This is a genomic window from Thermaurantimonas aggregans, from assembly GCF_003851885.1.
GTDB lineage: Bacteria > Bacteroidota > Bacteroidia > Flavobacteriales > Schleiferiaceae > Thermaurantimonas > Thermaurantimonas aggregans.
This window is the reverse complement of record NZ_BHZE01000006.1, coordinates 46,057-61,500: the sequence shown is the minus strand read 5'-3', so window position 1 is coordinate 61,500 and position 15,444 is coordinate 46,057. Positions and strand designations below refer to the sequence as shown.

General features: G+C 43.8%; 14 protein-coding genes. 7 read left to right on the top strand and 7 right to left on the bottom strand.

Annotation, left to right across the window (positions count from 1 at the left end; translation table 11 throughout):
* Positions 1-373 precede the first annotated feature (373 nt).
* Complete coding sequence (locus EIP89_RS04320) at positions 374-1,303, top strand: NAD-dependent epimerase/dehydratase family protein (protein ID WP_124397435.1); 930 nt, start codon at positions 374-376, stop codon at positions 1,301-1,303.
* A gap of 1,040 nt (positions 1,304-2,343) precedes the next feature.
* Here the strand turns inward: EIP89_RS04320 and EIP89_RS04315 are convergent.
* Positions 2,344-2,649, bottom strand: coding sequence for an MGMT family protein (locus EIP89_RS04315; RefSeq protein WP_124397434.1), 306 nt, complete (start codon positions 2,647-2,649; stop codon positions 2,344-2,346).
* Positions 2,650-2,707: 58 nt separating this feature from the next.
* Between EIP89_RS04315 and aat the strand changes: the two genes are divergently transcribed.
* On the top strand, positions 2,708-3,364 hold the full coding sequence (aat, locus tag EIP89_RS04310; RefSeq protein WP_160160516.1) for a leucyl/phenylalanyl-tRNA--protein transferase: 657 nt from the start codon (positions 2,708-2,710) through the stop codon (positions 3,362-3,364).
* Here the strand turns inward: aat and EIP89_RS04305 are convergent.
* The 6 genes from EIP89_RS04305 to EIP89_RS04280 form a co-directional block, all read right to left on the bottom strand.
* The gene (locus EIP89_RS04305; protein ID WP_245966097.1) at positions 3,333-3,737 is read right to left on the bottom strand and encodes a PaaI family thioesterase; all 405 of its coding nucleotides are present in this window, start codon (positions 3,735-3,737) and stop codon (positions 3,333-3,335) included. The two genes, aat and EIP89_RS04305, sit on opposite strands and share 32 nt — an antisense overlap.
* A gap of 29 nt (positions 3,738-3,766) precedes the next feature.
* Positions 3,767-4,270, bottom strand: a complete 504-nt coding sequence (locus tag EIP89_RS04300) for a hypothetical protein (protein WP_124397431.1) — start codon at positions 4,268-4,270, stop codon at positions 3,767-3,769.
* A 55-nt stretch (positions 4,271-4,325) separates the two neighbouring features.
* Positions 4,326-6,353 (bottom strand): monovalent cation:proton antiporter family protein, encoded by a 2,028-nt coding sequence (locus EIP89_RS04295; RefSeq protein ID WP_124397430.1) that lies wholly within the window; start codon positions 6,351-6,353, stop codon positions 4,326-4,328.
* Between the two features lie 191 nt (positions 6,354-6,544).
* The gene (locus tag EIP89_RS04290; protein WP_124397429.1) at positions 6,545-7,075 is read right to left on the bottom strand and encodes a DUF8465 domain-containing protein; all 531 of its coding nucleotides are present in this window, start codon (positions 7,073-7,075) and stop codon (positions 6,545-6,547) included.
* A gap of 6 nt (positions 7,076-7,081) precedes the next feature.
* Positions 7,082-7,612 (bottom strand): DUF7935 family protein, encoded by a 531-nt coding sequence (locus EIP89_RS04285; RefSeq protein ID WP_124397428.1) that lies wholly within the window; start codon positions 7,610-7,612, stop codon positions 7,082-7,084.
* Between the two features lie 48 nt (positions 7,613-7,660).
* Positions 7,661-8,593 carry a LysR family transcriptional regulator gene (locus EIP89_RS04280; RefSeq protein ID WP_124397427.1) on the bottom strand — a complete coding sequence of 311 codons (933 nt, stop codon included), beginning with the start codon at positions 8,591-8,593 and terminating at the stop codon, positions 7,661-7,663.
* 180 nt (positions 8,594-8,773) lie between these two features.
* Here EIP89_RS04280 and EIP89_RS04275 point away from each other — a divergent pair, with 180 nt between their 5' ends.
* From EIP89_RS04275 to EIP89_RS04255, 5 genes are all read left to right on the top strand, one after another.
* On the top strand, positions 8,774-12,157 hold the full coding sequence (locus tag EIP89_RS04275) for a methylmalonyl-CoA mutase family protein (protein ID WP_218019324.1): 3,384 nt from the start codon (positions 8,774-8,776) through the stop codon (positions 12,155-12,157).
* A 497-nt stretch (positions 12,158-12,654) separates the two neighbouring features.
* The gene (locus tag EIP89_RS04270; RefSeq protein WP_124397425.1) at positions 12,655-12,948 is read left to right on the top strand and encodes a hypothetical protein; all 294 of its coding nucleotides are present in this window, start codon (positions 12,655-12,657) and stop codon (positions 12,946-12,948) included.
* On the top strand, positions 12,948-13,559 hold the full coding sequence (locus tag EIP89_RS04265) for a sugar transferase (RefSeq protein ID WP_124397424.1): 612 nt from the start codon (positions 12,948-12,950) through the stop codon (positions 13,557-13,559). Before EIP89_RS04270 ends, EIP89_RS04265 begins: the two co-directional genes overlap by 1 nt.
* Positions 13,560-14,114, top strand: coding sequence for a helix-turn-helix domain-containing protein (locus EIP89_RS04260; protein ID WP_124397423.1), 555 nt, complete (start codon positions 13,560-13,562; stop codon positions 14,112-14,114).
* On the top strand, positions 14,092-15,411 hold the full coding sequence (locus EIP89_RS04255; RefSeq protein ID WP_124397422.1) for a nucleotide sugar dehydrogenase: 1,320 nt from the start codon (positions 14,092-14,094) through the stop codon (positions 15,409-15,411). The genes EIP89_RS04260 and EIP89_RS04255 overlap by 23 nt, the downstream gene beginning before the upstream one ends.
* Positions 15,412-15,444: the final 33 nt, after the last annotated feature.

The window sequence follows — 15,444 nt, the reverse complement described above, 5'->3', positions numbered from 1 at the left end:
ATCTGAAAGCTGCACAATCCTACTCGCCGACCAAAGCTTGCAAAAAAGTGTGTTTTTTTCCCGACCGTAGAAAAAATTCAAATTATTTTTCTTCCGCCCTTCATTATTATTTTTTTTAACGCATAACCAACGTCGGACAAGCATCAGTCGGTTTATTGCAGACCTTAATTGGACAGAGGTAATTTAACACGGACGACAGAAGCTTGAACCGGTAACACAGGTTTTGCGTCAGGCGGGGTGACGTGCTTCTATTTATAATTTTGTGTATAATTGAAGTGCGGTTCTTCGTATCGAGTGTAGTGCTAAAAAGCCCGCCCTAACGCCAAGCCGCAAAACGTTATTGTACAAGCATAAAGACTAAAAAACAAAATATATGAAACAGACCATTTTAGGGGCGGGCGGTGCCATCGGAACTGAACTGGCAAAATCATTACCCGCTTACACCAACGAAATCAGGCTTGTAAGTAGAAATCCGAAAAAGATTAATCCGTCAGATGAACTATTTAGTGCCGACCTTTCTGTAAAAGAACAGGTAGAAAAAGCTATTGAAGGCAGTGAAATAGTGTATCTTACAGTTGGAATTGACTATAATACAAAGTTGTGGCAAAAATTATGGGTTCCATTAGTTAAAAATGTCATTGACGCATGTCAAAAGCACAATTGCAAACTTGTTTTCTTTGACAATGTTTATGCAATTGGTGGCGACAATGTAAATCATATTACCGAAGATTCACCCATCAGTCCGACAAGTAAAAAAGGAGAAGTAAGAGCCGAAGTAGACAAACTTATTCTTTCAGCAATTGAAAAAAATAAAATAAATGCAATTATCGCCCGTGCCCCCGATTTTTTTAGCGAGTTCAAAGACAGAAGTCTTTTGATGAACCTAATTTATGACAATCTAGCCAAAGGAAAAAAAGCTCAATGGTTTTGCAATGCGAAGGTTGTTCACACAACGGGATATGCCCCTGATTTAGCTAAAGGAACGGCTATGCTTGGCAACACGCCTGATGCCTATAATCAAATTTGGAACTTGCCTACAGACCCTCAAAAAATTACCGGTGAACAATGGATAAACCTCTTTGCACAAGAAATGAATAAAAGCAACCAATACCAAGTTTTACCCGGTTGGGGAATGAAAGCACTGGGACTTTTTGTGCCAATATTGAAAGAAATGTACGAAATGCGTTACCAATATGACCGCGATTATTACTTTGACAGTAACAAATTTATCAGAAAATTCAACTATAACCCTACTGACAACAAAACTGCTGTCAAACAGACCGTTGACAAATTAAAAAAATAAAAATGCCAGCCCATAACATCGGTAACCGTTGAACAACTACCTAATTTTTTCAAATCACTTCAATCTTCACTAAAAAGTGACCAATTTTTAGGCCTTTGAGGAGTAGTTCACATTTCTTATGCTAAAATGATTGCTCTGAAAAAGTACGCTTTAAAGGCTTCTTTTACGCTTTGAAAAAAGATATTTTTCACGCGTAGTAGATTTTGGCTTGTTTGTGTGTCTTTGGATAGGGCTTTTACGGCAACTTTCACCCTTTTACGATTCCATCTCATCAGCTTTTTGAGGTCGTAGCATTATTTTACCAGTTCTCAGCCAGACTAACCTGGCAAAACATTATTTGAGTGAAATTTTTTCTTCCTTGCACACCATAAAAGTAAGCAAAACATCATATTCAACCAACTTAATATAAGTACATTCAATTGTTTACAGCCTTAAAATCAATTATTTTCCACTTCAAAATTTTATGTGTGTTTGAAACAGTTAATGTTGTGCATCAGGCACACGGGTTTTGCAAAAGTGGCGGTGGTGTGCAAAATTGAAGCTGAGAGCTCCTATCAAACTTTTCAGCAAGTTGACAGTGAAGTGCTCCAGACTCTTCGGTTTGGACGGGTACAAAATCCCCCACTGCGGCAAGCGGTAAAACGTAATTTAGAACTGCACATAATTACCTTGGCTGTAACACTATAGACTCTTTGAAAAAAATACATCTTTCCATATAAAATGTCGTTAATAATCAATGCTTATGAAGAAATTATAAAGTATCCAAAAATTTAAAAAAAAGTATTGAAAAAAGGTCAAATCTGACGAATTGGAAAAAACTGTCTGTCATCTCTTAAATAGTTCAACCTGACAATTGAAATGAAATTCTTAAAGTAAGTGTTTTATAATCTTTTTGCGAGAATATAAGATAGGCTATCGTAAATCATTTTTTCATCTCTTAATTTTTGGCTTTAGCAATCAAAAAAATTCTCTGACTTCTCTTTAAAGATTTGATCTGAATATGCAAATTTTTTTATTTCACTTCCAATAAAAATGAGTATCTACCTCAACTCTCTGGAAGGCACCCACAGGTGCTTTTCAAAATCAACAATTTGATCGTTTTGCACGATGAGGCCTTCGGCTTCCAAGAGTTGCTGCATGCGCTCGGGATGGCCGAAGTGGTGCTTGCCGGTGAGCAATCCTTTGCGGTTTACCACGCGGTGGGCGGGAACATCGGGCTGGCTGTGCGACGCATTCATGGCATAGCCTACCAGTCGGGCAGATCCTTTCGCGCCGAGATACTCGGCAATGTGGCCGTAGGTCGTAACGCGGCCGGGGGGAATAAGTCGCACGACGTCCCACACCATTTCATAGAAGTCGCTTCTGCGGATGTTTATTTTGCCTCTTCTCACAGATTGTTTTTGTATGTCGGGTCAAAATTCGGAAGCAACATCCATCTTTCCGTATCCTAAGCAAGAGCATCCGGGCGATTATCCGGTTTTTGTGGGTGGCGAATTGTCACCAGTGGTCTTAATTGATGCGTATCGACATGGCTACTTCCCTTGGTATGAGCCAGGTACGACCATTCAATGGTGGTCGCCCGACCCAAGGATGGTGTTGTTTCCCGAAAAGGTGCATGTGAGTCATAGCATGAGAGCGGTATTTCATAAGGGTCATTTTCAACGTACGCAGAATCAAGCTTTTGAGAAGGTAATTTCACAATGTGCGCTGGTGAAGAGACCTGGACAGGAGGGCACTTGGATAGGTCGCGACATCATGCGTGCCTATATACGACTGCACCGCATGGGTATAGCGCATTCGTTTGAAACATGGCTCGATGGAAGGTTGGTAGGTGGATTTTACGGGGTGTGGCTCGGACAGGTGTTTTTCGGCGAATCCATGTTTAGCCTTGAGGCGAATGCATCCAAATTTGCCTTGATTTCGGCATGCAGGCACTGGGCGTCTACAGGCGAAATTCAGTTAATCGATTGCCAAATGAGTACGTCACATCTGCGTTCGATGGGCGCTGAGGAAATCTCGAGGTCAGAATTTATTGAGCTTCTGAAGAAGTGGGTGGGATAGACCACACCTTATCGCTCAGATAAGCCATACCGTGTAGCACAGCCACCTTTTCAGTATTACGCGTAATGATTATTTCCATGTAACTAAAGCGATGTGTGCGCTCTTTTTCCACTGCTTCAGCTTGCAGTAGGTCGTTTGCGTTTGCCGGGCGAATGTACTCACAGCTCAGGTGAACGGTTTTAGCCACGTAGCCGGCGGCATTGGCTGCAAAGGCCAAGGCACTGTCGGCAAAGGAGTAAGCGATACCGCCGTGCGCGATGCCAAATCCATTGGTCATTTCACGACGCACTATCATGGTCAGTCTGCAATATCCCGGTCGTACTTCGTCCACAGATATACCCAGCCATTGACTGAAAGCATCCTGGCGCATCATGTGTTGCACAATTGCCAAAGGCTCTGGCCTCATATTTCTTGCTGCAGATCTGTGTTTTCTTCGATGGCTGAGATGAGTACGTCTAGCATAAAGAGCAGGTTGAGTCGGTCGTAAACGTTGTGATCTTCCGGATTTTCAGTCACACGGTCGAAGAAGTTGTCATACAACAGTTCGAGCACAGCCGGATTGTGGCTGAGGGCGAGCATTTTTTCTTTGTCGAATTGTGGATTTTCATCGTCCACAGCTGATTTGTATAGATCGTCTTTTTCAGCGATGATGTTTTTGACTGATTCTTCGGAGATGAGTTTTACGTGAATGCCCGTTTCCTTAAAGCCATTGACCAGCATTACAACGACCTGATAGAGGTACTCTTGCATCTCTTCGGAGATTTCGTCGTCAAGGTCGAAGAGCAGTGAGGCCAATACAGGTTGTTCATCTACTAAATAGTTTATGGTGTCGAGGTATTCTTGGTCGTTGAGTGATACGGACTTTTCACGGACGATTTTTAAAAAGTCGGCGTTGTTTGAGGACATATATAAGTTTAAAAGCATTAGGAGCAGCAAATGTAGAACATTTGAAGCCGCGTGGCTATTCATCTACTCCCCAAGGGCCGGTATCGCTCACGCGACGATAGAGTGCTGCAATGTTGTCGTACGTGCCTACCACGTAGAGCACGTCGTCTTTTTGAATTTTTTCGTCAGGTTTGATTTCTTGAATGAATTCTGTACCTCGACGAATGGCAATAAGGTTAAGGTTGTAATCTTGGCGAAGTCTGCTTTCAGAAACCTTCTTGCCAGTTAGGCCCGAGGAAAGCTTACTGACTTGGACGGCTGCAACGGAAAGGTCTGGTATATTGAGGTCCACTGAGCTCGAACTACGCGCTTCGATGGGGCGGAAGAGTTCGTAATGCGTACTGCGGATTCGGGTGATGACATCTGAAATTTGATGCATCGGTACAAGGTATTTGTGCAGCACACGGCTGAAGATTTCGATGGACGTTTCAAACTCTTCCGGAATGACCTCATCTGCTCCCAGAGCAATGAGTTCCTCGATTTCGCGCACATAGCGCGTGCGCACGATCAGGTAAATCGATTGACTTAACAGGCGGATGGCCGAGATAATTCGTTTAGTAGCTGCCAGATCAGAGATAGCGATTACGGCTACACGGGCTTTTTCTACGTGGGCGCTGTTTAGAATTTCCGGGTGAATGGCATCGCCGAAGAGCACCGGTACGCCTTCTTCTTTGGCCTCGCGCACAAGGCGTCCGTCCATCTCTATTACTACATGCGGAATGCCCGAATAGCGTGCAGCACGGCTTACGTTTTTTCCGTTGATGCCATAGCCGATAATGACGAGGTGATCTTCTAGTGCATTTACAGAGGCACTTTCTATGTCCTCGTTCTGACCCGGACGGATTATGGTGTTAAATTTTGAAAGAATTACAGGCACATTCGTTTGCCCCAACAGATCACAAATGGTGTCAATTCGGCCAATGATAAAGGGTGCAATGAGCATTGTGACGATGGAAACTGCCAAGAAATACTGATTCATTCCGGCCGTAATAAGCTTGTGATCAATCGCTGTTTTTGCCAAAACAAAGGAGAACTCTCCGATTTGTGCCAGCGCTAAGCCAGTAATAATGGCAAGCCGGGTTGATTTTCCATGGATGATCAGGGCAGAGGCACCCGTGAGAAATTTTATAAAGATAACTGCTAACGCCAAAACAACGATCCAGTGGAGGTTCTGAAACAAGAATTTTAAATCGACTAAAAGACCAATAGATATGAAGAAAAAGCTCATAAAAACCTCTCTGAAAGGCAGCACATTAGCGACCGCCTGATGGCTGTATTCGCTTTCGGAAATGACCAGTCCGGCCAAAAAGGCACCCAACGCCAGTGATAGACCTGCTTCATTGGTAAGCCAAGCAATCGCAAAACAGGTAAGCAGAATAACGATGATAAACAGCTCTTTGCTCTTTGTGGTGGCTACCTGATACATGATGGCAGGAAAAATATAACGAGCTGCCAGATATACCATTACCAGTACCACAAGGGTTTTAACGACCAAAAGTGCCAGTATTTTTATAGTATTTCCACCACTGCTACCTGCCATTACCGGAATGAGCAACATCATAGGCACAGCAACTAAATCCTGAAAAATCAAAACAGCCAGCGAATTGCGACCTTCGGGGTTATTAATTCGTCCCTGTGCCTGAAAAAGTTTAATGACAACTGCAGTACTGCTGAGTGAAATCATGAAACCTATCAGCAGCGAAACATTGACACTGAAACCGTAGATGTATGAAAGTAATCCACCAAGTAAAACTGATAAAAGTACCTGAAGCCCTCCACCGATAAACACAGTAGATTTTATGGCTGAAAGGGTTTTGAGGTTAAATTCAATTCCTATTAAAAAGAGCAGTAATACAAGACCAATTTCAGAGAGAATTTCGATTTGTTCAATTTCACTGATCAGTCGGAAGCCCGTGGGCCCCATGAGCATACCAGCTACTAAAAAACCGATAATGGAAGGCATTTTTATGCGCTGAAAAAGCAAAATCAATAATGTAGATACACCTAAAACAACGACAAACTCCCGAAAGATGTCCAATTCCATTTGTAAGAATTATAGCATTAATTATGTGCTTCGTTCACAAAGATATTCGATTTTTATTTGCCGATATTATTTTTATTTTAAACAAAATTATAAAGGTCTTACCAGCGATAGAAAATTCGTTCAGGCGTTCAGAAGCGCTCTGTAGAGTATTCAACGCCGGACAATGGGAAAGGAGGTGGTCAGTCAGGCTATTAATCCTCACTTCGTTTCCAGATCTCAACAGCTGTAGCTCCTAGCCCATATTTGCTGTAGTCGGCATCGTAAACAGTAATGCCATCGAAGGCCGAGAGCATTTTTCGAAGCTCTTGTTTTAACACGCCTTCGCCTACACCGTGTATGAAAATGATTTTTTTGATGCCTGCTTTTCGGGCTTTAAAAAATTGATTTCGAGCGTGGTTTAACTGGTAAGTAACCATATCGTGTCGCGTAAAGCCTCCGTAGTGTTCAGCGATTTCGTGCAAGTGCAAATCCACTTCGAGCACATCAGATTTAAGTAGTTGCCTATCGCCTGTAGTGCGCACTTGGGCATCTTTTTGTACAACGGGTTTTCGGAATATTTCTTTGGCAATGTTTGCAGGCCTTACTACGAGTTTATCAATTGGATATTCAATTTCAAAACCTTCTTCGGTGCACACAATAGCTGTGTTTCCGGTGATGCTTACCACGATGGCTTTACCGGTTTCGTCCAGAAAGCTGACTTCATCTCCGGGTTTAAGCGTCATAAACTTTTAAAATTCTTGCTGCATTTCCTGTTTGAGATAGGCTATTGCTTTTTTGGTAGGAAGTGCTTCCATTTCCATAAAGTAATTGATGATTTTCTTGCTGAATTCAAGAGCATCAGTGTCTTCAGAGGTTTCAGCAGCCAGTTTATTGATTATGCCCACCATAGCAGATTTTGCAGTTACCACATATTGCCATGCTTGCTCGCTGATATACATCTGCTGGCTTAGATTGAATTCGTATTCTGATTGAATGGATTTAATCAGTAAATGTCTGTATTGGCGGGCAGTAAGATTTTTACTCGGTATGCGGGTAACCAGTTGATTGGGTGAGATACGCTCCAAAAAGAGAGCCAAACGCTCATAGGCCTGAAAGCGCAAAGGCAAGGCAATTTTAGCATTTTCCTTGCGCAGAGAGTAACGCCTGCGTCTGTCTTCGCTTTCCATGAAGTTTGACAGTAGCATGTATGTGAGAATCAGCATAAAAGCTGAGGGAAGTACGTATTTTAGGAGCTCGTTGATCAGTTCGGTGTATTGCATAAAAAGCAGTTCAAATGTCGAAGACAAAGGTATACTGATACCAATACATTATTTCGGTGGAATGACGGTTCCTGATTTTTGTAGTAATTTTTTTGGAACGGATGACTTAACGATTTCTTCCAGTTTTTGAATCATTTTGTTTTTCAGCTGATTTCTGGAATAAATCAAACTAATCTCACGTACGGGTCTAGGTTCGGCTATCAGCTTTATGTTTTTCTGCGCATCGCCTTTCATTTCTAAGGCCATCAGATACGGGATCAGGGTATTGCCCATGCCTTCATCTACCAGTCTGACGATGGTTTCGAAATTTCCAATTTCCACCATCAGGCGATTTTGCACCAGTGCATCTGAATCACTACAGATTTTCAGCACACTGTTTCTAAAACAGTGCCCTTCGCTCAAAAGTAAGAGGTTGGTGCTGTTTAACTCACTCGAAACGATGAAATCTTCCTTCCACAGGGGATCGCTGGGCGATACATATGCCATGAATGGTTCGTAAAACAGCGGAACTTCCGTGATATTGGGCAAATCGAGAGGTGTAGCCAGTATGGCTGCATCAAGATGGTCGCGATTGAGCTTTTCGACGATTGCATCAGTCTGAAGCTCTTCGACGACCAGAGTCACCTGAGGGAATGCCTTTCGGAAGGAACCGATAAAGCGATGCAATAAGTAAGGTGCTAAGGTGGGAATAATTCCCAGACGGAACTCACCATCGTGCTGATTGCGGGCATCGGCTATGATGGTTTGTATTTTATGGGCTTCGCGAAGCACATTTCGGGCTTGCGCAAGCACCAGCTTGCCGATTTCGGTTGGTATGATTGGCTTTTTTGATCGATCAAAGAGCACCACTCCGAGATCTTCCTCTAATTTTTGAAGTTGCATGCTCAGGGTAGGCTGTGTCACATTACAGGCTTCGGCTGCCTTTCCAAAATGTCTGTGGTCATCTACAGCTATGGCATATTCCAGTTGAGTGATGGTCATAAAGCGAAAAGTTTTTTGCAAAGATAGTAATTTACTATTGAAAAATATTTTTAATAGATAGTTATGCAAATAAAAGAATCGTGGAGAGCGTATGTGAAGGCAAAACCGCAGCAGTGGTAAATACCTGGATTGACAAGTACATTTGCAGCAAGATAATGTTAACAGGTGTAAATTATGTCAATGACCACCACTCCATATATCCCAAAAAACAAAGTTCGCATTGTCACAGCTGCCTCTCTTTTCGATGGGCACGATGCAGCCATCAACATCATGCGCCGAATCATGCAAGCTACCGGCTGTGAGGTAATTCACCTCGGACACGACCGTTCGGTAGAAGAAATTGTTAACTGCGCCATACAAGAGGATGCTCAGGCGATAGCCATCACCTCCTATCAAGGGGGACATATGGAATTTTTTAAGTACATGTACGACTTGCTAAAGCAGAAAGGCGCCGGACACATCAAAATCTTTGGAGGAGGTGGAGGTACCATACTGCCTACCGAAATTGAAGAGCTTCATCAGTACGGCATCACCCGCATTTACCACCCTGACGATGGCCGTGCAATGGGCCTGCAGGGCATGATCAACGATGTAGTGATGAAGGCTGACTTTCCTGTGGGATATCCACTCAACGGTCAAGTCAAAAAGCTTGGAACTGCTCCTGAAAATTGGGGCGCCATTGCTCGGTTGATTTCAGCGGCTGAAAACTTCCCGGAGGAAAGTCGTGCTGAGCTTGAGGCTGTAAAAAAAATCGCAGAAAAATCAAAAACACCTGTGCTCGGAATTACCGGTACAGGCGGTGCCGGTAAAAGCTCGTTGGTCGATGAATTGGTGCGTCGCTATTTGCTCGACTTTCCCGATAAAACCATTGGAATCATTTCTGTAGACCCTTCGAAACGCAAAACCGGTGGAGCTCTGCTCGGCGATCGCATTCGCATGAATGCCATCAACAATCCGCGCGTGTACATGCGATCACTGGCAACTCGCCAAAGCAATTTGGCTTTGAGCCGTTACGTAGGTGATGCCATTGCCGTACTGAAAGCTGCCGGTTACGATCTGATTATACTTGAGACTTCTGGCATTGGCCAAAGCGACACCGAAATACTCGATTACTCCGATGTGTCGCTCTACGTAATGACGCCCGAATACGGAGCTGCCACTCAGCTCGAGAAGATCGACATGCTCGACTTTGCTGACCTAATCGCCCTCAACAAGTTCGACAAACGTGGCGCCCTCGACGCTCTTCGCGATGTCAAAAAGCAGTACCAGCGCAACCATCAGCTCTGGGATCGACCAGCCGATGAGATGCCCGTATTTGGCACCATCGCAAGCCAGTTCAACGACCCAGGAATGAACCGACTCTACAAAGCAGTAATGGACAAAATCGTGGAAAAAACAGGTGCTGACCTGCGATCAAACTTCCACGCCACCGATGAGATGTCGGAAAAGGTGTATATCATTCCCCCACATCGCACGCGCTACCTTTCTGAAATCACTGAAAATAACCGCAAATACGATCAGTGGGTTAAAAAACAAGCCGACATCGCCCAAAAGCTTTACAACATTCATCAAACCATTGAACACCTTTCCTCCACTGATATTGAAGATAAAGATCGACTCTTCAAAAAGTTGCGCGAAGAATTTGAAAACGTAAAACTCGACCTCGATCCGCACAACTGGCAATTGATCGAAAAATTTGATGAAAAAGCCCAGCAGTACCACAACGAGGAATACATCTTCAAAGTACGCGATAAGGAAGTACGTGTAAAAACCTACACGGAATCGCTATCACACCTGAAAATTCCGAAAATCGCTACCCCGCGCTATCGCGCCTGGGGCGATTTGCTGCGCTGGCAGTTGCAAGAAAATTTTCCGGGAGAATTCCCCTATACGGCGGGTATTTACCCCTTTAAGCGCACCGGCGAAGACCCTACCCGTATGTTTGCCGGCGAAGGAGCACCGGAGCGTACGAATAAGCGCTTTCATTACCTCAGCCTGGGTATGCCTGCTGCCCGTCTTTCTACCGCCTTTGACTCCGTAACCTTGTACGGACGCAATCCAGACCTCCGTCCAGATATTTACGGAAAAATCGGGAACTCTGGTGTTTCGGTTTGCTGCCTCGACGATGCCAAAAAGCTGTACTCAGGCTTCAACCTGGCTGATCCTACCACATCGGTATCGATGACCATTAACGGGCCTGCACCCATGATTCTGGCTTTCTTTATGAATACGGCCATCGACCAGCAGTGTGAGCTTTACATCCGCCAAAACGGTTTGGAGCACTTGGTGGAGGCCAAGCTGAAAGAACTCTACGACGACCGAAATCTGCCCAGACCTCGTTACAATGCACCTCTGCCCGAGGGCAACGATGGCTTAGGCCTACTTCTTCTTGGGGTTACCGGCGATCAAATCCTCGATCGCGAAACCTACGAGCGTATCAAAGCGCAGACCCTTAGTACCGTACGCGGAACTGTTCAGGCTGACATTCTTAAAGAAGACCAGGCCCAAAATACGTGTATCTTCTCTACAGAATTTGCCCTTCGCCTAATGGGCGACGTTCAGCAGTACTTTATCGACCACAAAGTAAGAAACTTTTACTCAGTATCCATTTCGGGTTACCATATTGCCGAAGCTGGTGCCAATCCGATTACACAGCTAGCTTTCACGTTGGCTAATGGATTTACCTACGTAGAGTACTATCTCAGCCGTGGAATGGACATTAACGATTTCGGTCCAAACCTCAGCTTTTTCTTCTCTAACGGCATTGATCCCGAATATGCCGTAATTGGTCGTGCCGCTCGTCGAATTTGGGCTAAAGCAATGAAATACAAGTACGGAGCGAATCCTCGTGCTCAGATGCTCAAATATCACATTCAGACTTCCGGTCGTTCGCTCCACGCTCAAGAAATTGATTTCAACGACATTCGTACAACCTTACAAGCGCTCTACGCCATCTACGACAATTGCAACTCGCTGCATACCAACGCTTACGATGAGGCAATTACGACTCCAACAGAAGAATCAGTACGTCGTGCTGTGGCTATTCAATTGATCATCAACAAAGAGCTCGGACTCGCCAAAAACGAAAATCCCCTCCAGGGCAGTTTCATCATTGAGGAATTGACCGACCTGGTTGAAGAAGCCGTGATGATGGAGTTTGACCGCATCACCGAGCGCGGTGGCGTTCTCGGTGCAATGGAGACCATGTATCAGCGCTCGAAGATTCAGGAAGAATCCCTCTATTACGAAACTTTAAAGCATACAGGCGAACTTCCCATCATTGGAGTAAACACCTTCTTGAGTTCAAAGGGGTCGCCTACCATTATACCAGCCGAGGTAATTCGAGCTACTGAAGAAGAAAAACAAGCTCAAATTGAAACCGTAAGCAGGCTCCATGCCTTTAACCCCGAGAAGTCTCGACAAATGCTGCGATCCATCCAAGAAGCCGCCATTCAGAACAAAAACGTCTTCGAAGTACTCATGGAAGCCAGCAAATACTGCTCCCTCGGCCAAATGACCGAAGCACTCTTTCAAGTAGGCGGACAATACAGGAGGAACATGTGATGAAAAGTATTAAGGGTAAATGGTATAAAGTTAAAGTTGTCGGTGCCTAAACAATAATGACTTTAACTTTAACTAAAACTAAAAACTTTTTATAGCGCTTTTCAATGAATATTTCTGAGCTCCCCCTCTTTAAATCTGCATGTCAGATGTAGAGAGGGGGATAAGGGAGTGAGTGAATAACCAAATCTTTTTCTGCTCTTTTCAGCGAGATCTTCGGGAAAATTCCTCCCGACAAAATTTTTACAATACATCACATTCCTTTAACATCCTTTTGGAGTAGTATAACTACTCAATTATTATGATTTACTCAACAAAAAGAGCATTTGGTAATAAAAATCCCCGATTTTACTAACTTAAGCGCAAATTAATTTGCAAGTAATCGCCGTTTGAGTAGCTTTGTTGCGCAATTAGATGAGCAAATATTTTGCTCAATCTCTTAGTAGCCATGTCAGACCCGAGTATGGGACTGACGTGGCGGAGCCTTAAAAAGATTTACGTTGGCTCCTCATCCCAGCTTCTTTGAAGATGATTTTGAACGCATCAAGAGAATCATTCTTCCTTGTGACTTTGATGCAGAGATCCGAGTCTTTTGTATTGACCCTGAAGACATCGACATCAGTAGGGAAATGTATCTGCTCATCATCAGCGAAAAAATTACTCGCGACGTCTGGTTTATGATCGATTACTACCTCCGCAAAGAATTTAAAGGCAGATATATTAAGACTTACGTCGTTAAAGAAATCAATTCTGGCTTATTGCGCATTGCCTACGATTGCTCAGTGCGAATTTGATGAGATTTTACAGGGATTTTCTTAAAAGACTTTTTGATATTCTAATCTCCCTTTCAGCACTCTTGATTCTCTGGCCTTTAATTTTACTCATTGCAATCGTATTATTTTTCCAGAATAAGGGAAACGTATTCTTCTTACAAGAAAGGCCTGGTAAGGATCAACGCGCTTTTAAGGTATTCAAATTCAAAACCATGACCGACGAGCGCGACAGCACTGGAAAGTTGCTGCCAGACTACAAGCGCATCACTCCCTTTGGTCGCTTTTTGCGTGCTTCTTCACTCGACGAGTTGCCTCAACTATTCAACGTATTGCTCGGCCATATGAGTTTGGTGGGGCCGCGACCTTTATTGTTTAGATATATTCCGCTTCACCAACCTTGGCAATTAATAAGATATGAGGTGCGGCCTGGCATAACTGGCTGGGCACAGGTCAATGGCCGAAATTCGCTGACTTGGGCACAAAAGTTTAGACTAGATGCCGAATATGTTGAAAAGTGCAGTTTCTGGTTCGACTTAAAGATTTTGTATCTAACCTTCTTAAAAGTTTTAAAAGCTGAAGGCATACAAAATTCACAAACCCATCCTATGCCACCCTTCGACGGCACCAATTAAATGCTTGAAACACTTATTTCATCAAAAACGCGCATCAAATTGCTTCTAAAATTCTTTTTAAATACCGAGGTAAAAGGGTATTTAAGGGGATTGGAAGCTGAATTCGGAGAAAGCAGCAACGCTATCCGACTGGAGCTAAATAAGCTGGAAGAGGCTGGAATGCTCGTATCGGAAACCCAAGGCAACAAAAAGCTGTATTCCGTCAATAAAAATCATCCGCTCTTCCAACCAGTATATCAATTGATTCGCACCTATGTGGGTATTGATACAGTTATTGAACGGGTGATCGAACGTTTGGGTAATGTTTCTGAAGTATATCTCACAGGCTCTTTTGCTAGAGGTGTAGATGCTGATCGGCTCGATATAGCTCTTATTGGCCAGAATATTGACGTCGATTATTTGGAGTTTCTCACCCAGAAAGCAACAAATATCATAAATCGCCAAATTTACACATCCGTATTTTCGGACATTGAATCGCTAAAGTCCGTACACGGCGATTCTATTGTGCTCATTTACAAAAACGAAGAACAAAATGGCAGAACTCAAACCTCTTAGTGAATCCAAGATTGGAGTCATTGGTCTCGGATATGTAGGCCTTCCACTTGCTGTGGCACTTGCTTCTAAATACAAAGTGGTAGGCTTCGATATAAATGCTGCCCGCATTGACGAACTTCTAAAGGGTCGCGATCATACGCTTGAGGTCTCTGATGAAGACCTTCAACGCGTATTGGTCAAAAATCCAATGGAACTCTACAACGGTCGTGTAGGCCTCTATCCTTCAATGGCTATAGGCGACCTGTCGTCGTGCAATATTTACATCGTTACGGTGCCAACACCTACTGATAAACACAATCGCCCGGATCTAACGCCGATGATTAAAGCATCTGAAACAGTGGCAAAAGTTTTAAAAAGAGGAGATGTAGTCATTTACGAATCTACTGTTTATCCCGGTGTTACTGAGGAGGAGATGGTACCCATCCTCGAAAAAGGTTCAAAACTCAAGTTCAACGAGGACTTCTACTGCGGCTACTCACCTGAGCGCATCAATCCGGGCGACAAAGAGCACACCGTTACTAAGATCCTCAAAGTAACTTCTGGCTCTACTCCCGAAGTAGCTGAATACGTCGATCAGCTTTATCGCTCGGTTATCACTGCCGGTACCTTCAAGGCTTCATCTATCAAAGTAGCCGAAGCGGCTAAGGTGATTGAAAACAGCCAACGCGATATCAACATTGCTTTTGTAAACGAACTTTCCAAAATCTTTAATCTGCTCGGCATCGATACTACTGAAGTGCTCGAGGCAGCAGGCACAAAATGGAATTTTCTCAAATTTAAACCCGGACTCGTAGGGGGCCATTGTATCGGCGTTGACCCCTACTATCTGGCTCAGAAGGCACAAGAGGTCGGCTATCATCCCGAGATCATTCTCGCAGGTCGCAGGCTCAACGACTCTATGGGCAAGCACGTAGCCACTGAAACCATCAAGCTGATGATGCGCAAAGACCTGCGCGTGATTGATTCTAAAGTGCTCATCCTTGGATTTACCTTTAAGGAAAACTGTCCCGATACCCGCAATACCCGTGTGATTGACATCTACAAAGAACTGCTGAGCTTTGATATCAATGTAGATATTTATGATCCATGGGCCAATGCCGATGAAGTGAAGCATGAATACGGCATTGACATTATCACAGGTCAAGGCAACATGCCCGAGCTACATCAGTATCAAGCCATCATCCTCGCCGTAGCCCATAACGAATTTAAATCGCTGAATCTTTGTAAATCGGCCAATCAGGTCATCTTCGACGTAAAGTCCATTCTGCCTAAGGAGTGTGTAGATGCGAGACTGTGATCAGCGCAATTCAAATATCTTTATTTTATAGTA